The sequence below is a fragment of the Streptomyces sp. NBC_01013 genome, from assembly GCF_045162765.1.
GTDB lineage: Bacteria > Actinomycetota > Actinomycetes > Streptomycetales > Streptomycetaceae > Streptomyces.
Genome location: NZ_CP108687.1, coordinates 2,279,026 through 2,298,779, shown reverse-complemented (window position 1 = coordinate 2,298,779; position 19,754 = coordinate 2,279,026). Strand labels below are relative to the sequence as shown.

The window sequence follows — 19,754 nt, the reverse complement described above, 5'->3', positions numbered from 1 at the left end:
GCACCTACGTTGTGCCGTGTTTGTTCAGGGCCGTACTACTCGGGAGTTCGTCGAATTGCAGCACGGCTACCGGTCGCGTTCCAAACAGTCGGAATGTGCGATTCCGAGTGGCCTGGACCTCAGATAAAACGGGCATAAAGAACGAGCCCCGCCAAAAGGCGGGGCTCATGTGAGCACAGTGATACCGATCGTGTGCATCGGGTATCGGCTGTGGCGTAATTCTCTTTCGAAACGTTATGAACACAGGGGTGGATCGTGTCAAAGGACACAGCCCACCCCCGCGTGACTACCGTAATTGACGTACGGCAATACCGACTTGTGCCTACTTGAGCCGCGCCATCAAAGCGTGCTCCACCAGCGTGATCAGACCGCTCTTGGCGTCACCGCGGTGACGCGCGTCCGTGGTGATGATCGGGGTGTCGGGTCCGATCTGGAGGGCTTCGCGGACTTCGTCGGGGGTGTAGGGCTGGTGTCCGTCGAAGCCGTTGAGGGCGATGACGAAGGGGAGGCCGCTGTTCTCGAAGTAGTCGACGGCGGGGAAGCAGTCGGCGAGGCGGCGGGTGTCGACGAGGACGACGGCGCCGATGGCGCCGCGTACGAGGTCGTCCCACATGAACCAGAAGCGGTCCTGTCCGGGCGTACCGAAGAGGTACAGGATCAGGTCCTGGTCCAGGGTGATACGGCCGAAGTCCATGGCCACCGTGGTGGTGGTCTTGCCGCCGGTGTGCGTCAGGTCGTCGATGCCCGCGGAGGCGGACGTCATCACGGCTTCGGTACGCAGCGGATTGATCTCCGAAACGGCACCGACAAACGTGGTCTTACCCACGCCGAATCCGCCCGCCACCACGATCTTCGCCGAGGTGGTGGCCCGGGCTGCACCGCCACTAGAGCTTGCGAAGTCCACTGAGCACCCTTTCGAGCAGTGTCACATCCGGCGCGCCGCCGGCCTCTCCGTTGCCCGGCTGGTGGATGGCCACCATGCCGGCTTCCGCCAGGTCCGCCACGAGGATCCGGGCCACACCGAGCGGCATCGACAGCAGGGCCGACACCTCGGCCACCGACTTGACCTCGCGGCACAGGTGGCAGATCCGCTGGTGCTCGGGGAGCAGTGTCCCCAGGTGCGCGGGGTCGGCCGTGGTGCTGACCAGCGCCTCTATCGCTAGCTGGTAGCGCGGTCGGGTCCGTCCGCCGGTCATGGCGTACGGACGGACCAGCGGCTGGTCGCCTTCACCTTCGTACGACGCGTGGTTCAACGCGCCGTACGGATCGGGTGAGGCGGGTGGCGGGGTCATGAATCCTCCGGGCGTGACAGCAGGGTGTCGGCTTGCCGTCTGAAGGGGCCGGTGGGGGGCTGTAAGCGGCCGGACGGGCGAGAGATGAGTGCGGTACCTGGGGTAATCGTCTGTGTCACCGGTTCACGGCTGCCTAGTGGAGCAGGCTGCCCTGGAGCTCGGCACGGAGGTCCGGGGTCAGGACCGTTCCCGCCCGGTCCACCAGCAGAGCCATTTCGTAGCCGACCAGACCGATGTCGGCGTCCGGATGGGCGAGCACGGCCAGTGAGGAGCCGTCCGAGATGGACATGAGGAAGAGGAATCCGCGCTCCATCTCCACCACGGTCTGGCTGACTGCGCCGCCCTCGAAGATCCGGGAGGCACCCGCGGTCAGCGAGGTCAGACCGGAGGCGACAGCCGCCAGCTGGTCGGCGCGGTCGCGCGGGAAACCTTCGGACATCGCCAGCAGCAGGCCGTCTGCGGAGACCACCACCGTGTGCGACACCCCTGGGGTGTTGTCCACGAAGTTGGTGATCAACCAGTTCAGATTCTGCGCGGCCTGACTCATCGGGCTCAACTAACGCTCCTGCTGGTGAGTGGGGCCGAGTGGAAAACTGCCGGTCGACGGGCCGTTGTTGGCCTGACGTCCCTGCTGGATGCCCCGGCGGAGATTGGTAAGCCGCCCGCGCACATCATCGGGCGCACGCGACACCTGGGGACCGGACTGATGGTTCTGCTGCTGGGCGGTACCCGGCACCAGATTGGCACGCGGGACCCGGCGAGGCAGACCGGACGTAGTAATTCCGCCTGCCGCGGGCTTCTTCACCCGCTCCGCCTGCCGGACGAGTTCGTCGTTCGGCGAGGCGCGCCAGGAGCTTGTGGCGCCGTTGGCGTCGCCCGCACCGCGGCGCGGTGCGGCAGGAGCCGGACGCTCCTCGGCGGGCTGCTGGGGGAAGCCCGGCGTCTGCGGCGCGGCGGGCGGCTGCGGGCCACCCTGCTGCGGACCGTGGAACCAGTTCGTCTCCAGCGTGTCGTACAGCGGCGTACGGCCGTCACCGGGACCGGCCGGCGGCAGTGCCTCGGGCTGCTGCGGCAGGGCCGGCCGGTACTCCCCGGCCGGAGCCGGAGCCGGAGCCGGAGCCGGCGGCCGCGGAGCACCGAAGTCCCCGTTGCCGAGGTCACGCTGGCGCGGAGCGGGCGGGCCCTGGTTCTGCGGCGGCTGGCCGAAGTCCGGGCGGGCGAACTGCGCGGTGCTCGCCGGGTCCGGCATCTGCGGCGCGGCGGGCCGCTGCTGCGGGGCCGGTGCCGAGAAGTCAGGACGGGCGAACTCGGCGGTGGCGGCGGGACCCTGCTGGTTGTCCACCGGCGGACGCGGGCTGAGCGGCGGCGGGTTCAGCGGCCGGAACTGGCCGGTGGACTCGGGCTCCTCGTGACCGCGGGGCGCGTCGAGCGGGGAGCGCCGCGGTGCGGACGGCTCCTGGTTGCTGCCCCAGCTGGTGGTCTGCGGACGCTGCGGCTGAGGGTTTCCACCCGGCAGCTCCGCACGCGGACCCCCGACGGGGGGCAGCTGACGGTCGTTCTGGCCGGGGCCGCCGGGCTGCTGGAAGCCGCCGCCCTGACCGGCCGGGTTCTGCCGGGCCTGCTGAGGCTGCGGGGCCTGCCGGCCGGGACCGCTCTGCTCCGGACGCTTCTGGTCGAACAGACTGGGCTGGCCCGAGTCCGTACGACCGGCGCCGTCGCCCTGGCCGCGGGCGCCGAGGCGGGCACCGCCGCCGAAGGCGCCGGAGAGCCCGCCGCCCTGCCGCGGCGGCTCCTGGCGCGAGGCGTCCGGCTGCCGGCCCTGCGGACCGTTGCCGCCGAACCCGGCGCTCTGGAAACCGGAGTTCTGCTGGTTGCCGGGCTGACCGGGGTGCCCCGGCTGTCCCTGCTGGTTCTGGGGGCGGTTCGCACCGCCGTCGCGGGCCGGAAGGGCCGCCCGCGGGCCGGAGCCCGCGCCGACCTGGCCGCGCTGGGCACCGGGACCGGCGGGAAGCCGGCCGCCGGGAGCCGACGGAGCGCTTTCGAGACCGGTACGGGGCGGGTTGCCGCCGGCGAGGAGCCCACCGGGGGCGGACTGCTGGCCCGGGGCCTGCTTCGGAACCGGCTGCTTGCCGCCGTGCGCGACATCGACCGGGAGCATGACCAGCGCGGTCGTACCACCCGAGTCGGAGGGGCGCAGCTGGATACGGATGCCGTGTCGCAGCGACAGCCGGCCGACCACGAACAGACCCATGCGGCGCGAGACCGAGACGTCCACGGTGGGAGGCGAGGCGAGCCGCTCGTTGATCGCGGCGAGGTCCTCGGGGGAGAGGCCGATGCCCGTGTCGTGGATCTCGACGAGCACCCGGCCGTCGGGCAGCGCGTGACCGGTGACCCGGACCTTCGTCTGCGGCGAGGAGAACGACGTGGCGTTCTCCAGCAGCTCGGCGAGGAGGTGCACGAGGTCGTTGACGACCCGGCCGGCGACCTCGGTGGCGGGCACCGCGGCCAGTTCGATGCGCTCGTACTGCTCCACCTCGGAGGCGGCGGCACGGAGCACGTCGACCAGCGGCACGGGGCGGGTCCAGCGGCGGCCCGGCTCCTCGCCCGCGAGGACGAGGAGGTTCTCACCGTTACGGCGCATACGGGTCGCGAGGTGGTCGAGCTTGAAGAGCGAGGACAGCTGGTCCGGGTCGGCCTCGCGCGACTCCAGCTCGGAGATGAGCGAGAGCTGACGCTGGATGAGGCCCTGCGAACGACGCGAGAGGTTGGTGAACATCGCGTTGACGTTGCCCCGGAGGAGGGCCTGCTCGGCGGCGAGGCGGACGGCCTCGCGGTGCACGTCGTCGAAGGCCGCGGCCACCTTGCCGATCTCGTCGCGGGAGTGCACACCGACCGACTCGACCGAGGTGTCGACGTCCTGCGGGTCGGTCTCCGAGAGCTGCTTGACGAGCTCGGGCAGCCGGTCCTGGGCGACGCGCGTGGCGGTGTCCTGCAGCCGGCGCAGCGAGCGGATCATGGACCGGGCGACGACGAAGGCGCCGACCAGCGAGACACCGAGCACGAGCAGGATGAGCGCACCGGAGATGATCGCTTCGCGCTGGGACTCGTCGCGCAGTTCGCGCGCCTTGCCCTCCATGTCGCTGAGGAGCGTCTCCTCGATCTGCTTCATGGCCTGGATCTTGGTGGAGTCCTGGTCGTACCAGTCCATGTACGAACGCCGCGCGCCGGGCGTGCTCATGCCGTTGGCGTTGTCGAGCACCTTCTTGGCGTAGGTGTCGGCGGCCTTGATCTCGGGCTGGCCCTCGTCGAGCGTGGAGGTCAGCTCGTCGGCGCTCTTGCCCGTGGTCGTGTAGATCGCCTCGAAGGAGCGGCGGGCCGCGTCCTCCTTGCGCTGGGCGGCCAGACCGAACTGCTGGTCGTTGCGGTCGAGGTGCGGCTGCTTGTCGTTGCCGCCGGGCAGCGCGGCGGCGATGATCGCGCGCTGGACCGACGCGTACTCCTTGGCGGAGGAGAAGGCCGCCAGGGCGCGGGTCCGCTTGATCATCTCCGGGCTGCTGGTCGCCTGCGCCATGTCCTGGGAAAGGCTCAGCAGCGAGGTGATCAGCTGGCTGTACGCGTCGACCGTCTGGAGACTCGGACTGTCCTTGGCGTACGCCTGCTTGCGGATGTCGCGGATGGAGCCGAGCTGCGAGGCGATCTGCTGGACGCTGGAGTGGATGCTCTCCAGGGCCTCGTCGCCGGTGGTGTCACCGAGGTCGCCCGTCGCGGTGAGGAAGGCCTTCTTCGCGCGGTCGGTCTTCTTCCGCGGCTCGGTGACCTTGAAGTCGGTCGCGGGCACTCCGTTGGACAGGGGGCCGGCCGACCGGTCGCGCTCCTCCTGGAGCGCCTGGGCCAGCGAGGTCGCCTGCTTCGTCATCTTCGTCAGCAGCTGCATGTGCTCCAGCTGCTGGATGTCGTTCATGGAGTCGTTGATACGGAGACCACCCAGCGTGGTCGCGGCGACCACGGGGAGGGCGAGCAGGGAGACCAGACGCGTGCTGATGCGCCAGTTGCGAAGAGCTACTCGCGATCCCGTGCTGACCGGGCCCCGCGGCTTGAGCGAGGAGACCGGATCGGTCCCACCGCCCGCCTTGGCGCCCGAGCGCTGGACGCGCTCGCTGTTGTCGCCGGCCGCGGCCGGTCCGGGGTTCTGGGCGTGCTGGGGCGAGGAACCGCGGTCGGTCCCGCCGCGCGGCTCCTGTTCCGCCGCAGCGCTGCCATCCCTCTTGAAACGTCCCTGCACTAGCGTCGCAACCTCTGGACCAGGCGTTCTCCCGTCATGAACGGAAGGAACGGTGTCGGCGTCGTGGGGCGTTGTACCGCCCCATGGTGGTCGTGAGTGACCGGCGCTCTTCCCCTTCCCGCCGCCACTCGGCGCTGTGTAGCGCCCCTGCGCGCCGGTTTGAAAACCGCGGCGGTGCGTGGAATTCCAGCACAGTGGCGGATCTCCAACAAGGGCCAGGTACCGGGCTGTGACCTGGGTGACACGTTGTGATGGCGGGGTAACAAGCCGTGGAGCCCGTTCGCTGACATAACGGACCATTGCGGGTGAAGCAGGTCGGGGTGGCGGTTGTCCCAGTCGACATGATCAGGAGCGGAATGGATCATTCAGTGACGCAATGTCCCTTTGATCCATGCACGTACGCCGCCCGAATTGGCGGGATTGTCGGCCGGTTCGTGAGCAAACTCACAGGATGATCGCCGTCTCTTCCGGACCTCCGGCGGGAATCGGATGTTTAGCCTGACGCTTTACAGGGATGGCAGAACCGACAACCGGCGCCCCCGCGGGTGGCACCCCTACCGACAGGATCCGTACGGCAGATGAAGACGACGATGATGTTCCGCAACATTGCCAACCCCCGGCGCACCACGCTGGCGCACCTCAAGGACGCCGAAGTGCTGCAGACGCCGCAGCAGCCGGAGCACGCAGTCGACCTGCCGACGCAGACGGCCAACCCGCGCCGCACGATCCTGATGACCGCTCCCGCCGCCACCACGGCCGCCGCGGAGTAATCCCGCACGGCTTGGCCCCTCGCCCGCGTTAGCCTGGAGCGTCAGTCTTCAGCCACCCAGCAAGTGAGGGGCGACAGCAACCCGTGCGCATCGCCAGGTTCTCCATCGACGGCAATGTCGCCTTCGGCGCGGTCGAGGGCGACGGGCCCGATGGTCTCGTCCTCGACATCATCAAGGGCATCCCGTACGCCGACTTCGAGCTCTCCGGGACCAAGGTCCCGCTGAGCAAGGTCCGGCTGCTGCCGCCCGTGCTCCCCAACAAGGTCGTGGCCATCGGCCGCAACTACGCGGAGCACGCCGCGGAACTCGGCAACGAGGTCCCCGACGTCCCCGTCGCCTTCTTCAAGCCCACCACCTCGGTGATCGGTTCCGGCGACGCGATCGAGTACCCCTCCTTCTCCAACGAGCTGCACCACGAGGCCGAGCTGGCCGTGGTCATCGGCCGCATGTGCCGCGAGGTGCCGCGGGAGCGGGTCAAGGACGTCATCTTCGGCTACACCTGCGCCAACGACGTCACCGCGCGCGACGCCCAGAAGCGCGAGAAGCAGTGGGCCAGGGCCAAGGGCTTCGACACCTCGTGCCCGCTCGGCCCCTGGGTGGAGACCGACCTCGACCCCAGCGACCTCGCCATCCAGGCCACCGTCAACGGTGAGCAACGCCAACTCGGCCGGACGAGCGAGATGATCCGCTCCATCGAGGACCTGGTCGTCCACATCACGGAGGCCATGACGCTGCTCCCGGGCGATGTGATCCTCACCGGAACTCCCGCAGGGGTCGGACCCCTCCACGTCGGCGACGAGGTCGCCGTCACCATCGAAGGCATCGGCACTCTCACCAACAAGGTGATCAAGCGTGGTTAACGCACCTGTCCGCGTACGTTTCTGTCCCTCCCCGACCGGCAACCCCCACGTGGGCCTGGTCCGGACGGCTCTCTTCAACTGGGCCTTCGCCCGGCACCACCAGGGCACCCTGGTCTTCCGCATCGAGGACACCGACGCCGCCCGCGACTCCGAGGAGTCGTACGAGCAGCTCCTCGAGGCGATGCGCTGGCTCGGCCTCGACTGGGACGAGGGCCCCGAGATCGGCGGTCCGCACGCCCCGTACCGTCAGTCGCAGCGCATGGACATCTACAAGGACGTCGCCGAGAAGCTCCTCGCCGCCGGTCACGCGTACCACTGCTACTGCACGACCGAGGAGCTCGACACCCGCCGCGACGCCGCCCGCGCCGCCGGCAAGCCGTCCGGCTACGACGGCCACTGCCGCGACCTCAGCGCGGAGCAGAAGGCCGCGTACGAGGCCGAGGGGCGCGCGTCCATCGTCCGCTTCCGGATGCCCGACGAGGCCCTCACCTTCACCGACCTGGTCCGCGGCGACATCACCGTCCAGCCGGAGAACGTGCCGGACTACGGCATCGTCCGCGCCAACGGAGCCCCGCTCTACACGCTGGTCAACCCGGTCGACGACGCGCTGATGGAGATCACCCACGTCCTGCGCGGCGAGGACCTGCTCTCCTCCACCCCGCGCCAGATCGCGCTGTACGCGGCGCTCACCGAGCTGGGCATCGCCAAGCAGACCCCTGAGTTCGGCCACCTGCCGTACGTCATGGGGGAGGGCAACAAGAAGCTCTCCAAGCGTGACCCGCAGGCCTCGCTCAACCTCTACCGCGAGCGCGGCTTCCTGCGCGAGGGGCTGCTCAACTACCTCTCGCTGCTCGGCTGGTCCATCGCCGAGGACCGGGACATCTTCGACATCGACGAGATGGTCGCCGCGTTCGACATCAAGGACGTCAACGCCAACCCGGCCCGTTTCGACCTCAAGAAGTGCGAGCACGTCAACGCCGAGCACATCCGCCGGCTCGACGTGAAGACCTTCACCGAGGCCTGTGGACCCTGGCTGACGGCCCCGTTCGCCCCCTGGGCCCCGGAGGCCTTCGACGCGGACGTGTTCGCGGCGATCGCCCCGCACGCCCAGACCCGGGTCACTGTCCTCTCCGAGATCACGGCCAACGTCGACTTCCTCTTCCTCGACGAGCCGGCGACCGACGAGGCGTCCTGGACCAAGGCGATGAAGGAGGGCTCCGACGCCCTGCTCGTCACGGCCCGCGCCAAGCTGATCGCCGCCGAGTGGAACGCGGAGGCGCTGAAGGCCGCCGTCCTCGCCGCCGGCGAGGAGCACGGCCTGAAGCTCGGCAAGGCGCAGGCCCCGGTCCGCGTCGCCGTCACCGGCCGCACGATCGGCCTGCCGCTCTTCGAGTCCCTGGAGATCCTGGGCCGCGAGCGCACCATCGCCCGGATCGACGCGGCGCTGGCGAAGCTGGCCGCGTAACGACGCCACGCAGCGACACACACGGACGGGGCCCGGCTACCGCGCACAGCGGCTGCCGGGCCCCGTCCGTCTGCGCCACGGGGTGCGCAGGAGCACGCGTAGAGTCGGTTCCATGCCGATCAGAGCTGTCCTCTGGGACGTGGACGACACACTCTTCGACTACACGACGGCCGCCGCCACCGGCATGGCCCGGCACCTCGCGGCCGAGGGGCTTCCCGAGGGGTACGCCACGGCCGATGAGGCCGGGGACGCCTGGCAGCGGCTCACCCGGCATCACTGGCAGCGGTTCGCCGACGGGGAGACCGACTGGCAGGGGCAGCGCCGCGACCGGGCCAGGGACTTTCTGGCGCGCCCACTGGACGACACCGCGGCCGACGCGTGGTTCGAGCGCCATATCGCCCACTACGAGGCTGCCTGGGCCCTCTTCCCGGACACCGTGCCCGCACTGGACGCCCTGGCGGGGGCGTACCGGCACGCCGTGCTGTCGAACTCCGCCCTGGAACAGCAGCACCACAAGCTGACCGTGCTCGGTGTGCGCGACCGCTTCGAGTCCGTCCTGTGCGCGGCGGAACTGGGCATCTCCAAACCCGCCCCCGGGGCGTTCCTCGCCGCCTGCGAGGCGCTTTCCCTGGCGCCGGCGGAGGTCGCCTATGTGGGGGACGAGCCCGACATCGACGCCGGCGGCGCGGTGGCCGCCGGGCTCACGGGGATCTGGCTGGACCGGCAGGGGAGGGGCGGACGGCCGGAACTCGTCCGGATCACGGCCCTCGACCAGCTCCCCGGCCTGCTTGCCGCCCATACCCGTTTTGGAGCGCCGGACACCTTCGGGTAATGTTCTTCCTGCGCCGCCCGAGCGGGACGAAAGATCCGGACGGGAAGCGCAGACAGAGACAAGACCTTTCAGGGGTTGCGTTTCAGTGGGCTATGGTGTAATTGGCAACACTACGGTTTCTGGTACCGTCATTCTAGGTTCGAGTCCTGGTAGCCCAGCGCAAGACCGCAAGAAGAGTAAGTCGTAGGACAAGCCCCCGTTGTGTAGCGGCCTAGCACGCTGCCCTCTCACGGCAGTAGCGCCGGTTCGAATCCGGTCGGGGGTACAGATCCTTCCCGCGAGAACACCTGGGTCGCACCCACGTTTTCGATGCAGGATCGCTAGGGCCCCCGTTGTGTAGCGGCCTAGCACGCTGCCCTCTCACGGCAGTAGCGCCGGTTCGAATCCGGTCGGGGGTACTTGTAACACCATGGGCTATGGTGTAATTGGCAACACTACGGTTTCTGGTACCGTCATTCTAGGTTCGAGTCCTGGTAGCCCAGCGCAAGACAAGCAAGTCGCAGTATCCAAGCCCCCGTTGTGTAGCGGCCTAGCACGCTGCCCTCTCACGGCAGTAGCGCCGGTTCAAATCCGGTCGGGGGTACAACAGAGCAGCAGGCGAAGGCCCTTCACTCCGGTGAGGGGCCTTTCGCTTGTGTACGGGGGCCGTTCGGCCCGGACGCCTCCCGGAGCCGGTGCCGCGCTCACAGTCCGTACCGGCGGGCCGACTCCTCCTCCTGGGCCAGGCGGCGCAGCGCCGCCATCAGCGGTTCGTACAGCACCGCGGAGGCGACAGCCATCTCCACCTGCTCGGACTGTGTCGGATACGTCTCCATCATGTCCAGGTCCCTGACCGCCGCCTCGTGCATGAGGCGTGCGTGGTCCGCCAGATAGTCGCCCCTGCATGGGTAGCCGAGACGGATCAGGGTGGCCAGGGATGCCACCAGTGAGCGGTGGGAGGGGGACAAGGCGCCGATTTCCTGCGCGGTCGACCATCCCAGGCGATCCAGGAGCCGCTCGACCTCCGCCGTGGCGATCGCCGTCTCGGGCGCCTCCTCGTCCGGGTCGGGGCCGTGCGGCAACGACCAGAGGGCAGCCCCCAGCCGGATCGTCCGGCTCAGGGACGCGTCGTCGGCGTGGTTCAGCACCTCGCGCGCCGTGGCCACGGGGAGGCGGCCCACTTGGAGGAGGGCCCGGATCAGCCGAAGCCGGCGCACATGGCTGTCGTCGTACTCGGCCTGCGTCGCACTCACCCGATGCCCCGGCGGCAACAGGCCCTCGCGCAGGTAGTACTTGATCGTCGCCGTGCTGACGCCGCTCTGCTCACTCAATTCCGAGAGTCGCACTTCGTCCCCTCCCTTGCGCCACCCCTGAGGCGGTGCCACGATCCAACCATTGGATAGTTCGACTCTCCAACGAAGCCAGGGGGCCCGCATGTTCGCGAAACCGATTCCGGGACGGATGACCGCCGCAGCCGAGGGGGATGTGGTGGTCCTGCTGATCGGCATGCGCATCAACCACTTCCGGGGAGTGCACCACTGGCTCCCCGTCCTCCTCGCGATGCCGCGCCTGCTGCGGGAGTTGAGCCGGGAGAAGAGCAGGGGGCTGCTCGGATACCACCTGTTGACCGGCTCGCCGAGGACGTACTACGTCGTCCAGTACTGGGAGTCGAAGGAGAAGCTGTACGAGTACGCCGTGGCGCCGGACATGCTGCACCGCAAGGCGTGGGCGATGATCAACCGCAAGGAGAAGAAGTCCCGGCAGCACGTGGGGCTGTGGCACGAGACCTATGTGGTGCCCGAGGGCGGTTACGAGTCGATCTACGCGGATATGCCGGCGTACGGACTGGCCGCGGCGACCGGGTCGCTGCCGGTCGAGGAGCGGGGCCGCCGTGGGGCGGATCGTTTCGCACACCGCTCGTCGGCGAAGTGAGGCATCGAGCCGAAGCTGAGCTGGAAGGGGGCCGCCACGACACTGGGGCGGCCTCTGATGAGGGGGAAGGGCGCGGACTCAGCCCGTGCGGCGCAGCGCCTCGCTCAGCCGGGCGGCCGAGTCGATGACGGCCTGGGCGTGCATCCGGCCCGGGTGGCGGGTCAGCCGCTCGATCGGTCCGGAGACCGAGACCGCCGCGACGACCCGGTTCGAGGGCCCGCGCACCGGCGCGGAGACCGAGGCCACGCCCGGTTCGCGCTCACCGATCGACTGGGCCCAGCCCCGGCGCCGTACGCCGGAGAGCGCCGTTGCCGTGAAGCGGGCACCCTGGAGGCCGCGGTGCAGGCGCTCCGGCTCCTCCCAGGCCATCAGGATCTGGGCCGAGGACCCCGCCTTCATGGTGAGTGTGGAGCCGACCGGCACGGTGTCCCGCAGACCCGACAGCCGCTCCGCCGCCGCCACGCAGATGCGCATGTCGCCCTGCCGGCGATAGAGCTGAGCGCTCTCGCCCGTGATGTCGCGGAGGTGGGTGAGCACCGGTCCCGCCGTGGCGAGCAGGCGGTCCTCGCCCGCCGCGGCGGCGAGCTCCGACAGCCGGGGGCCGAGAATGAACCGGCCCTGCATGTCCCTTGCCACCATGCGGTGGTGTTCCAGTGCCACGGCCAGTCGATGAGCCGTGGGTCGTGCGAGCCCGGTCGCCGCGACCAGCCCGGCGAGGGTGGCCGGCCCGGACTCCAGGGCGCTCAATACCAGAGCTGCCTTGTCGAGAACGCCGACGCCGCTAGAGTTGTCCATACGACGATACTCGCGTCTCACTCTGTGAAACGCAAGTTCAATTTTCCAGGGAAGTTGCGAACCTGTACGGGCGGCCCCACAACGGCCCGTAGCCACCGCCCCGCACGGGGGTCCGGACGGGGGCGCACCGAATCTCTAGTTGGGCCGGCGACGACGCCGGCCGGAGGGAAAGCGATGGGTAGGACACTCGCGGAGAAGGTTTGGGACGACCATGTCGTCCGGCGCGCCGAAGGTGAGCCCGACCTCCTCTACATCGATCTGCACCTGCTGCACGAGGTGACCAGCCCGCAGGCCTTCGACGGTCTGCGGCAGGCCGGACGCCCGGTGCGGCGCCTCGACCTCACCATCGCCACCGAGGACCACAACACCCCGACCCTCGACATCGACAAGCCGATCGCCGACCCGGTCTCCCGCGCACAGCTGGAGACCCTGCGCAAGAACTGCGCGGAGTTCGGCGTCCGGCTGCACCCGCTGGGCGACGTCGAGCAGGGCGTCGTGCACGTGGTCGGCCCGCAGCTGGGTCTGACCCAGCCCGGCACCACGGTCGTCTGTGGTGATTCCCACACCTCCACGCACGGTGCGTTCGGCGCGCTGGCGTTCGGTATCGGCACCAGCCAGGTCGAGCACGTGCTGGCCACGCAGACCCTGCCGCTGGCCCGCCCGAAGACGATGGCCATCACCATCGACGGCGAACTGCCCGACAGCGTCACCGCCAAGGACCTGATCCTCGCGATCATCGCGCGGATCGGCACCGGCGGCGGCCAGGGCTACATCCTCGAATACCGCGGTTCCGCCATCGAGAAGCTCTCGATGGAGGCCCGGATGACCATCTGCAACATGTCGATCGAGGCCGGTGCGCGGGCGGGCATGATCGCCCCCGACCGCACCACCTTCGACTACCTGCAGGGCCGGGACCACGCCCCGCAGGGCGAGGACTGGGACGCGGCCGTCGCGTACTGGAAGACGCTGCGCACGGACGACGACGCGGTCTTCGACGCCGAGGTGGTCATCGAGGCCGCCGAACTGGCGCCGTTCGTCACATGGGGCACCAACCCCGGCCAGGGCGCTCCGCTGTCGGCCAACGTCCCCGACCCTGCTTCGTACGAGGACGCCTCGGAGCGCAACGCCGCCGAAAAGGCCCTGGAGTACATGGGGTTGACCGCCGGCCAGCCGCTGCGCGAGATCAACGTCGACACCGTCTTCGTAGGTTCCTGCACCAACGGCCGGATCGAGGACCTGCGCAACGCCGCCGCGATCCTGGACGGCCGCAAAGTCGCCGACGGCGTACGGATGCTGGTCGTCCCGGGCTCCGTCCGGGTCGCCCTGCAGGCCGTGGAGGAGGGCCTGGACAAGGTCTTCACCGCCGCCGGCGCCGAATGGCGGCACGCGGGTTGCTCGATGTGCCTCGGCATGAACCCCGACCAGCTCGCCCCCGGCGAGCGCTCCGCCTCGACCTCGAACCGTAACTTCGAGGGCCGGCAGGGCAAGGGCGGCCGTACGCACCTGGTCTCCCCGCAGGTCGCCGCCGCGACCGCCGTGCTGGGCCATCTGGCCTCGCCGGCCGACCTGTCCGACGTCCGCACGCCCGCCGGAGTCTGAGAATCATGGAAGCTTTCACCGCACACACCGGCCGGGCCGTCCCGCTGCGCCGCAGCAACGTCGACACCGACCAGATCATCCCCGCCCACTGGCTGAAGAAGGTCACCCGGGACGGCTTCGAGGACGGGCTCTTCGAGGCCTGGCGCAAGGACGAGAACTTCGTCCTCAACCGCCCGGAGCGCAAGGGTGCCTCGGTCCTGGTGGCCGGCCCCGACTTCGGCACCGGCTCGTCCCGCGAACACGCCGTCTGGGCGCTCCAGAACTACGGCTTCAAGACCGTCATCTCCTCCCGGTTCGCCGACATCTTCCGCGGCAACTCGCTGAAGAACGGGCTGTTGACCGTGGTCCTGGACCAGCAGGTCGTGGACGCCCTGTGGGAGCTGACCGAGGCCGACCCGACGGCCGAGATCACCGTCGACCTGGAGAAGCGACAGGTCCTCGCGGAAGGCATCACCGCCGACTTCGAGCTCGACGAGAACGCCCGCTGGCGGCTGCTGAACGGCCTGGACGACATCAGCCTCACCCTTCAGAACGAAGCGGACATCGCGGCCTACGAGGCGGCCAGGCCGGCCCACAAGCCCCGTACAATTAACGCCTGAGCAGCGCGTTTCCAGTACTGCGCCCCCTGCCTTCTGGTAGGGGGCGCAGTCGCTTGTTGAGCCCCCGTCGGGCGACAACTCGCCCCAGATGGCACAATCGGTGCATGGAACGCGACAGCCAACTCAAGCTTTACGGCCAAGTCGCCGACCAATTGAAGGAAGCGCACTCGCGAGTGCGTGCACTGCAAGTCCCGGAGGGCGTACGGATGGCGCTGAACCGGAAGCTGTTGGTCGTCACGGCCGCGGCAAAGCACGATCTCCCGGATGCGGCAAGGCGTCTGGACCGGTTGATGAAGGACCTCGATGAGGGCCGATTCCCCGAAGGTGACTGACTCTGCGGAACTGCGCAGCGGTCGACTTCGTTGCGGCACTAGGGTGATTAGCCCGTTTCGTGTTTGATTTGCGGTATATATCTGCCTAACGTGCGAAAAAGCCTGAACAGTTTCGTTCGGGCAATGTCTCCGAAGGGGAAGACGTGAACAAGGCGCAGCTCGTAGAAGCGATTGCCGACAAGGTCGGCGGCCGTCAGCAGGCCGCGGACGCCGTCGATGCGGTGCTCGACGCGATCGTTCGTGCGGTTGTCGCAGGTGACCGGGTTTCGGTCACCGGCTTCGGCTCGTTCGAGAAGGTCGACCGCCCCGCCCGCTACGCCCGCAACCCGCAGACGGGTGAGCGCGTACGGGTCAAGAAGACCTCGGTGCCCCGCTTCCGTGCGGGACAGGGCTTCAAGGACCTGGTGAGCGGCTCGAAGAAGCTCCCCAAGAACGACGTGGCCGTGAAGAAGGCCCCCAAGGGCAGCCTCTCGGGCGGTTCTTCCACCCGTACGACGGCCAAGGCCGCCGCGAAGAAGGCGACCGCCAAGAAGGCCGTGGCGAAGAAGGCCACCGCCAAGAAGACCGCGGCAGCGGCGAAGACGACTGCTGCCACCGCCAAGAAGACCACCGCGAAGAAGACGTCCGCGGCGGCGAAGAAGACCACGGCGGCCGCGAAGAAGGCGACCCCGGCGGCGGCGAAGAAGACGGCGACGACCGCCAAGAAGGCAGTCGCCGGCAAGACCGCGCCCGCCAAGAAGACCACGGCGAAGAAGGCGCCCGCGAAGAAGACCACCGCGCGCAAGACCACGGCCAAGAAGGCCACTGCACGCAAGAAGTGAGGACCGGCACCACAGGGCTCCTCACACGCGCCGGGCCGGGCTCCCCTCGGGGAGCCCGGCCCGCGGGCTGTTCCGGGCCGCCCGGGCCCGGGTTCAGAACGTCTGCAGCGTCACCAGGGTGATCCGCAGCCCGGCTCCTTCGCCCCGGCCCTCGATGCGCACCCGTTGCCCCGGACGCAGCAGCCGCAGGCCGCCCGCGTCGAAGGCCGGGGCGTCGAAGTCCACCGGGGTGCCGTCGTCGAGCAGCACGCTGCCGGTGCGGGTCTCGGGGTCGTACGTGTACGAGGTCGCCTGCATGGGCGGCAGCCTATCGGTCCGCTGCCCGGACCCCCGCGGCCCAGCGCCCCGCTGTGTACGGGCCGACGCCCAGGCCCAGCGCCGCCCGCAGATCGTCGCCCGTGTCCACGTCCTGGCGCACCGAATCGATACCGGACAGGGTGATCTCCGCGGCCCCCGACGCGAGATGCCGGGCCCTGGACGGACCACCGAAAGCGGGGCGCAATTCCACTCCCGGCCCAGCGGAGAGAAAAGTCGTTCCGATTCCTGCGGCGTCGGTGACAAAGGCGCGGGGAAAAGCGGCGGAAAATTCGAGTACGCGGGACAATTCCGCCGGGCGCAACGCGGGCAGATCGGCGTTCAGTGCGGCGAGGGCCGCGCGGGGCCGGAGCGACCGCACGGCACGCTCACCGTGCGCGAGGGCGGCGTTGAGTCCGGCGGCCGGGGTGTCGGCCACGATCCGGGCCCCGAGCGCCGCCAGTGCGGCCCCGGCCGCCGTGTCGTCCGTGACGACCACCACATCCACGACCCCGGGGCAGGCCAGTGCCGCGGACACCGTGTCCCGGGCGAAGGCCAGAGCGAGCCGCGGCCGCAGCAGGGCGCCGGAAGCAGGTGTCAGCCTGCTCTTGGCCAGGGCCAGCGGCTTCAACGGGACGACCAGTGACCAGGGGCCGGTCGGGTCGGTGTTCGTGGCGGTCTCCCCCTCGGTGCGCATGGCCGCCTATTCTCGCCTGCCGGTGCGACAACCCGGAGGGTCGGTCCCGAAGGCGAGGCGTACGGTGTTCTCGACAGAGCAGGGGCCTGGGGCGAGACTTGACCGTCGGTAGTCAGCCAGTAGTCAGCTCCACAGTCAGGTCCTAAAGGAAGGTGTCCGAGTGTCCCGCCGCAGAATCGGCTTCTGGTACCGCCTGGCAGCGGTCATCGCGAAACCGCCGCTGGTGATTCTGTTCAAGCGCGACTGGCGGGGAATGGAACACATTCCGGCCGATGGCGGATTCATCACCGCGGTCAATCACAACTCGTACCTGGACCCGCTTTCGTACGGGCATTTCCAGTACAACACCGGACGGGTGCCGCGGCTCCTCGCCAAGGCGGGCCTCTTCAAGACCCCCTTCGTCGGAATGATGCTGCGCGGCACCGGCCAGATCCCCGTGTACCGCGAGACCACGAACGCGCTGGACGCCTTCCGGGCCGCCGTCGACGCCATCGAGCGCGGCGAGTGCGTCGCCTTCTACCCCGAGGGCACCCTCACCCGGGACCCCGAGATGTGGCCGATGGCCGGCAAGACCGGTGCTGCCCGCGTCGCGTTGATGACCCGCGCACCCGTCATCCCCGTCGCTCAGTGGGGCGCCAACCTGGCGATGCCGCCCTACGCCACGGAGAAGAAGCTGCGGCTCTTCCCCCGCAAGACCCTGCAGGTCCAGGCAGGTCCGCCCGTCGACCTGTCCCGGTTCTACGACCGGGAGCCCACGCCCGACGTGCTGCGCCAGGCGACCGAGGCCATCATGTTCGCGGTCACCCAGCAGTTGGCGGACGTACGTGGCCAGCAGGCCCCCGCCGAGCTCTACGACCACCGCAAGGCCCGTGCGGAACAACGGCGCAAGGCCGAAGGAGAGGCACCCAAGTGACCCACCCCGTCAAGGCAGCCGTCTTCGGAACCGGCTCGTGGGGTACGGCCTTCGCCATGGTCCTCGCGGACGCCGGCTGCGAGGTCACCCTCTGGGGGCGTCGGGCCGAGGTCGCCGAGGCCGTCAACACGACCCGTACCAACCCCGACTACCTGCCGGGCATCGAACTCCCCGCATCGGTCCGGGCCACCACGGACGCCGCCGAGGCGCTGCGCGGCGCCGACTTCGCCGTGCTCGTCGTGCCGTCCCAGACGCTGCGCGCCAACCTCGCCGACTGGGCACCGCACCTGGAGCCGCAGACGGTCCTGGTCTCGCTGATGAAGGGCGTCGAACTCGGCACCGCGAAGCGGATGAGCGAGGTCATCGAGGACGTCACGAAGGTCTCCGCCGACCGTATCGCCGTCGTCACCGGACCCAACCTCGCCAAGGAGATCGCCGAACGCCGCCCCGCGGCAGCGGTCGTCGCCTGCCGGGACGAGTCCGTCGCACGCCGCCTCCAGGCCGCCTGCCACACCCCGTACTTCCGCCCGTACACCAGCACCGACGTCGTCGGCTGCGAACTCGGGGGCGCCGTCAAGAACGTCATCGGGCTCGCCGTCGGCATCGCCGACGGCATGGGGCTCGGCGACAACACCAAGGGCTCGCTCATCACGCGCGGTCTCGCCGAGACCATCCGGCTGGGGGTGGCCATGGGCGCCGACCCGCTGACCTTCTCCGGACTGGCGGGGCTCGGCGACCTGGTGGCGACCTGCTCGTCGCCGCTCTCGCGCAACCACACCTTCGGCACCAACCTCGGCCGCGGCATGACGCTCCAGGAGACCATCGCGGTCACCAAGCAGACCGCCGAGGGCGTCAAGTCGTGCGAATCGGTGCTTGACCTGGCCCGGAGCCACGGCGTCGAGATGCCCCTCACCGAGACGGTGGTCGGCATCGTCCACGAGGGCAAGCCCCCGATGGTCGCGCTCAAGGAACTGATGTCGCGCAGCGCCAAGGCCGAACGGCACTGACCCCGTTCGGCCCCGAGCGGCCCCGGCCGCGCTGACGCGACCCGTACCAGCAGGTACGCTCAACGCGATATGAGCAGCGAGAACCTCCCCCAGAGCACGGAGCAGCAGCTCCGCAAGCCGCGTGTGGCCGTCGTGTTCGGCGGCCGCAGCTCCGAACACGGCATTTCGGTGGTCACGGCCGGTGCGGTCCTGAACGCGATCGACCGGACGAAGTACGACGTCCTGCCGATCGGCATCACGACGGACGGCCGCTGGGCGCTCACCGCCGACGAGCCCGACCGCATGGCCATCACGGACCGGAAGATGCCCGACGTGGCACAACTGGCCGAGTCCGGCGAGGGCGGCGTGGTTCTCTCCGTCGACCCCGGCAGCCGCGAAGTGGTCTACAGCGAGCCCGGATCGGTCCCCAAGGCGCTCGGCGAGGTCGACGTCGTCTTCCCCGTCCTGCACGGCCCCTACGGTGAGGACGGCACGCTCCAGGGCCTGCTGGAGCTCTCGGGCGTGCCCTATGTCGGCGCCGGTGTCCTCGCGTCGGCGGTCGGCCAGGACAAGGAGTACATGAAGCGCGTCTTCACCTCCTTCGGGCTCCCCGTCGGCCCGTACGTGGTCGTGCGCCCCCGTGAGTGGGACAACGACCCCCAGGGCGCCCGCAAGCGCATCACGGAGTTCGCCGACGAGCACGGATGGCCGCTCTTCATCAAGCCCGCCCGGGCCGGTTCGTCCATCGGCATCACGAAGGTCGAGGGCCCCTCAGGCCTGGACGATGCGATCGAGGAGGCCCGCCGCCACGACCCCAAGTTCCTGGTGGAGTCGCTGCTGCGGGGCCGCGAGATCGAGTGCGGGGTGCTGGAGTTCGAGGACGGCCCGCGCGCCAGCGTCCCCGCCGAGATCCCGCCGGTCACCTCGCACGACTTCTACGACTTCGAGGCCAAGTACATCGACGCGGCGTCCGGGATCGTGCCCGCCCCGCTCACCGACGAGGAGACCGCCGAGGTCCAGCGGCTCGCGGTCGAGGCCTTCGAGGCCGCCTCCTGCGAGGGGCTGGTGCGGGCCGACTTCTTCCTCACCGAGGACGGCGGCTTCGTCATCAACGAGATCAACACCCTGCCGGGCTTCACCCCGATCTCGATGTACCCGCGCATGTGGCAGGAGAGCGGCGTCAGCTACCCGCAGCTGGTGGACCGGCTCATCCAGGCGGCGCTGGACCGGCCGACCGGCCTGCGCTGAGAGGCTTCGGCCCGGCACGTGGAGTGCGCTGTGACCGGGGCGCACTCCCTGAGGGCTG

The 19,754-nt window shown here is 69.5% G+C and carries 20 protein-coding genes and 5 tRNA genes; 17 read left to right on the top strand and 8 right to left on the bottom strand.

Features of this window, described 5'->3' with window-relative positions; genetic code table 11:
- Positions 1–322 precede the first annotated feature (322 nt).
- From OG538_RS09800 to OG538_RS09785, 4 genes are all read right to left on the bottom strand, one after another.
- Positions 323–904 (bottom strand): ATP/GTP-binding protein, encoded by a 582-nt coding sequence (locus OG538_RS09800; RefSeq protein WP_073738725.1) that lies wholly within the window; start codon positions 902–904, stop codon positions 323–325.
- A complete protein-coding gene (locus OG538_RS09795; protein WP_073738726.1) occupies positions 885–1,292 on the bottom strand; it encodes a DUF742 domain-containing protein in 408 nt (135 codons plus the stop codon). Before OG538_RS09795 ends, OG538_RS09800 begins: the two co-directional genes overlap by 20 nt.
- 133 nt (positions 1,293–1,425) lie before the next feature.
- Entirely contained in the window at positions 1,426–1,848 is a 423-nt protein-coding gene (locus tag OG538_RS09790; RefSeq protein ID WP_003966009.1) for a roadblock/LC7 domain-containing protein, read from the bottom strand.
- Complete coding sequence (locus OG538_RS09785) at positions 1,849–5,574, bottom strand: nitrate- and nitrite sensing domain-containing protein (protein ID WP_406092116.1); 3,726 nt, start codon at positions 5,572–5,574, stop codon at positions 1,849–1,851.
- A gap of 578 nt (positions 5,575–6,152) precedes the next feature.
- Here OG538_RS09785 and OG538_RS09780 point away from each other — a divergent pair.
- From OG538_RS09780 to OG538_RS09740, 9 genes are all read left to right on the top strand, one after another.
- Positions 6,153–6,344 carry a hypothetical protein gene (locus OG538_RS09780; protein WP_406092114.1) on the top strand — a complete coding sequence of 64 codons (192 nt, stop codon included), beginning with the start codon at positions 6,153–6,155 and terminating at the stop codon, positions 6,342–6,344.
- Positions 6,345–6,427: 83 nt separating this feature from the next.
- Complete coding sequence (locus OG538_RS09775; RefSeq protein ID WP_359077511.1) at positions 6,428–7,204, top strand: fumarylacetoacetate hydrolase family protein; 777 nt, start codon at positions 6,428–6,430, stop codon at positions 7,202–7,204.
- Complete coding sequence (gene gltX / locus OG538_RS09770) at positions 7,197–8,669, top strand: glutamate--tRNA ligase (RefSeq protein WP_406092112.1); 1,473 nt, start codon at positions 7,197–7,199, stop codon at positions 8,667–8,669. The genes OG538_RS09775 and gltX overlap by 8 nt, the downstream gene beginning before the upstream one ends.
- A 112-nt stretch (positions 8,670–8,781) precedes the next feature.
- Entirely contained in the window at positions 8,782–9,501 is a 720-nt protein-coding gene (locus OG538_RS09765; protein WP_406092110.1) for an HAD family hydrolase, read from the top strand.
- Positions 9,502–9,587: 86 nt separating this feature from the next.
- Positions 9,588–9,659: transfer RNA gene (locus OG538_RS09760), tRNA-Gln, on the top strand.
- Positions 9,660–9,693: 34 nt separating this feature from the next.
- Positions 9,694–9,766 (top strand) — tRNA-Glu (locus tag OG538_RS09755).
- A gap of 60 nt (positions 9,767–9,826) precedes the next feature.
- Positions 9,827–9,899: transfer RNA gene (locus OG538_RS09750), tRNA-Glu, on the top strand.
- Positions 9,900–9,911: 12 nt separating this feature from the next.
- Positions 9,912–9,983: transfer RNA gene (locus tag OG538_RS09745), tRNA-Gln, on the top strand.
- 28 nt (positions 9,984–10,011) lie between these two features.
- A tRNA-Glu gene (locus tag OG538_RS09740) sits at positions 10,012–10,084 on the top strand.
- 100 nt (positions 10,085–10,184) lie between these two features.
- Here OG538_RS09740 and OG538_RS09735 read toward each other — a convergent pair.
- Positions 10,185–10,826, bottom strand: coding sequence for a MerR family transcriptional regulator (locus OG538_RS09735; protein WP_406092108.1), 642 nt, complete (start codon positions 10,824–10,826; stop codon positions 10,185–10,187).
- A gap of 88 nt (positions 10,827–10,914) precedes the next feature.
- Here OG538_RS09735 and OG538_RS09730 point away from each other — a divergent pair, with 88 nt between their 5' ends.
- The gene (locus OG538_RS09730; RefSeq protein WP_406092106.1) at positions 10,915–11,412 is read left to right on the top strand and encodes a DUF4188 domain-containing protein; all 498 of its coding nucleotides are present in this window, start codon (positions 10,915–10,917) and stop codon (positions 11,410–11,412) included.
- A 78-nt stretch (positions 11,413–11,490) separates the two neighbouring features.
- Here OG538_RS09730 and ndgR read toward each other — a convergent pair whose 3' ends face one another.
- The gene (gene ndgR / locus OG538_RS09725; protein ID WP_003966003.1) at positions 11,491–12,207 is read right to left on the bottom strand and encodes an IclR family transcriptional regulator NdgR; all 717 of its coding nucleotides are present in this window, start codon (positions 12,205–12,207) and stop codon (positions 11,491–11,493) included.
- Positions 12,208–12,381: 174 nt separating this feature from the next.
- Here ndgR and leuC point away from each other — a divergent pair, with 174 nt between their 5' ends.
- The 4 genes from leuC (at position 12,382) to OG538_RS09705 (ending at position 15,558) form a co-directional block, all read left to right on the top strand.
- Complete coding sequence (gene leuC / locus OG538_RS09720) at positions 12,382–13,806, top strand: 3-isopropylmalate dehydratase large subunit (protein WP_406092104.1); 1,425 nt, start codon at positions 12,382–12,384, stop codon at positions 13,804–13,806.
- A gap of 5 nt (positions 13,807–13,811) precedes the next feature.
- Entirely contained in the window at positions 13,812–14,405 is a 594-nt protein-coding gene (gene leuD, locus OG538_RS09715) for a 3-isopropylmalate dehydratase small subunit (protein WP_406092102.1), read from the top strand.
- A 104-nt stretch (positions 14,406–14,509) separates the two neighbouring features.
- On the top strand, positions 14,510–14,737 hold the full coding sequence (locus OG538_RS09710; protein ID WP_136330716.1) for a hypothetical protein: 228 nt from the start codon (positions 14,510–14,512) through the stop codon (positions 14,735–14,737).
- A gap of 143 nt (positions 14,738–14,880) precedes the next feature.
- Entirely contained in the window at positions 14,881–15,558 is a 678-nt protein-coding gene (locus OG538_RS09705) for an HU family DNA-binding protein (protein ID WP_406092100.1), read from the top strand.
- Between the two features lie 93 nt (positions 15,559–15,651).
- Here OG538_RS09705 and OG538_RS09700 read toward each other — a convergent pair whose 3' ends face one another.
- Together OG538_RS09700 and cofC are read right to left on the bottom strand one after the other, a co-directional pair.
- Positions 15,652–15,855 (bottom strand): hypothetical protein, encoded by a 204-nt coding sequence (locus OG538_RS09700; RefSeq protein WP_207315838.1) that lies wholly within the window; start codon positions 15,853–15,855, stop codon positions 15,652–15,654.
- Between the two features lie 10 nt (positions 15,856–15,865).
- On the bottom strand, positions 15,866–16,549 hold the full coding sequence (gene cofC, locus OG538_RS09695; protein WP_406092097.1) for a 2-phospho-L-lactate guanylyltransferase: 684 nt from the start codon (positions 16,547–16,549) through the stop codon (positions 15,866–15,868).
- A 160-nt stretch (positions 16,550–16,709) separates the two neighbouring features.
- Between cofC and OG538_RS09690 the strand changes: the two genes are divergently transcribed.
- The 3 genes from OG538_RS09690 (at position 16,710) to OG538_RS09680 (ending at position 19,696) form a co-directional block, all read left to right on the top strand.
- On the top strand, positions 16,710–17,462 hold the full coding sequence (locus tag OG538_RS09690) for a lysophospholipid acyltransferase family protein (protein ID WP_406092095.1): 753 nt from the start codon (positions 16,710–16,712) through the stop codon (positions 17,460–17,462).
- The gene (locus OG538_RS09685; RefSeq protein ID WP_406092093.1) at positions 17,459–18,469 is read left to right on the top strand and encodes an NAD(P)H-dependent glycerol-3-phosphate dehydrogenase; all 1,011 of its coding nucleotides are present in this window, start codon (positions 17,459–17,461) and stop codon (positions 18,467–18,469) included. Before OG538_RS09690 ends, OG538_RS09685 begins: the two co-directional genes overlap by 4 nt.
- A 69-nt stretch (positions 18,470–18,538) precedes the next feature.
- Positions 18,539–19,696: a D-alanine--D-alanine ligase family protein gene (locus OG538_RS09680; protein WP_406092091.1), complete on the top strand. Its 1,158-nt coding sequence runs from the start codon at positions 18,539–18,541 to the stop codon at positions 19,694–19,696.
- Positions 19,697–19,754: the final 58 nt, after the last annotated feature.

What these genes read in the sequence shown, in the direction of transcription:
- leuD (WP_406092102.1), top strand. Translation starts at nt 13,812, where the DNA reads ATGGAAGCTTTCACCGCACACACCGGCCGGGCCGTCCCGCTGCGCCGC.
- leuC (WP_406092104.1), top strand. Translation starts at nt 12,382, where the DNA reads ATGGGTAGGACACTCGCGGAGAAGGTTTGGGACGACCATGTCGTCCGG.
- ndgR (WP_003966003.1), bottom strand. Translation starts at nt 12,207, where the DNA reads ATGGACAACTCTAGCGGCGTCGGCGTTCTCGACAAGGCAGCTCTGGTA.
- OG538_RS09710 (WP_136330716.1), top strand. Translation starts at nt 14,510, where the DNA reads ATGGAACGCGACAGCCAACTCAAGCTTTACGGCCAAGTCGCCGACCAA.
- OG538_RS09795 (WP_073738726.1), bottom strand. Translation starts at nt 1,292, where the DNA reads ATGACCCCGCCACCCGCCTCACCCGATCCGTACGGCGCGTTGAACCAC.
- cofC (WP_406092097.1), bottom strand. Translation starts at nt 16,549, where the DNA reads ATGCGCACCGAGGGGGAGACCGCCACGAACACCGACCCGACCGGCCCC.
- OG538_RS09780 (WP_406092114.1), top strand. Translation starts at nt 6,153, where the DNA reads ATGAAGACGACGATGATGTTCCGCAACATTGCCAACCCCCGGCGCACC.
- OG538_RS09700 (WP_207315838.1), bottom strand. Translation starts at nt 15,855, where the DNA reads ATGCAGGCGACCTCGTACACGTACGACCCCGAGACCCGCACCGGCAGC.
- OG538_RS09730 (WP_406092106.1), top strand. Translation starts at nt 10,915, where the DNA reads ATGTTCGCGAAACCGATTCCGGGACGGATGACCGCCGCAGCCGAGGGG.
- OG538_RS09680 (WP_406092091.1), top strand. Translation starts at nt 18,539, where the DNA reads ATGAGCAGCGAGAACCTCCCCCAGAGCACGGAGCAGCAGCTCCGCAAG.
- OG538_RS09765 (WP_406092110.1), top strand. Translation starts at nt 8,782, where the DNA reads ATGCCGATCAGAGCTGTCCTCTGGGACGTGGACGACACACTCTTCGAC.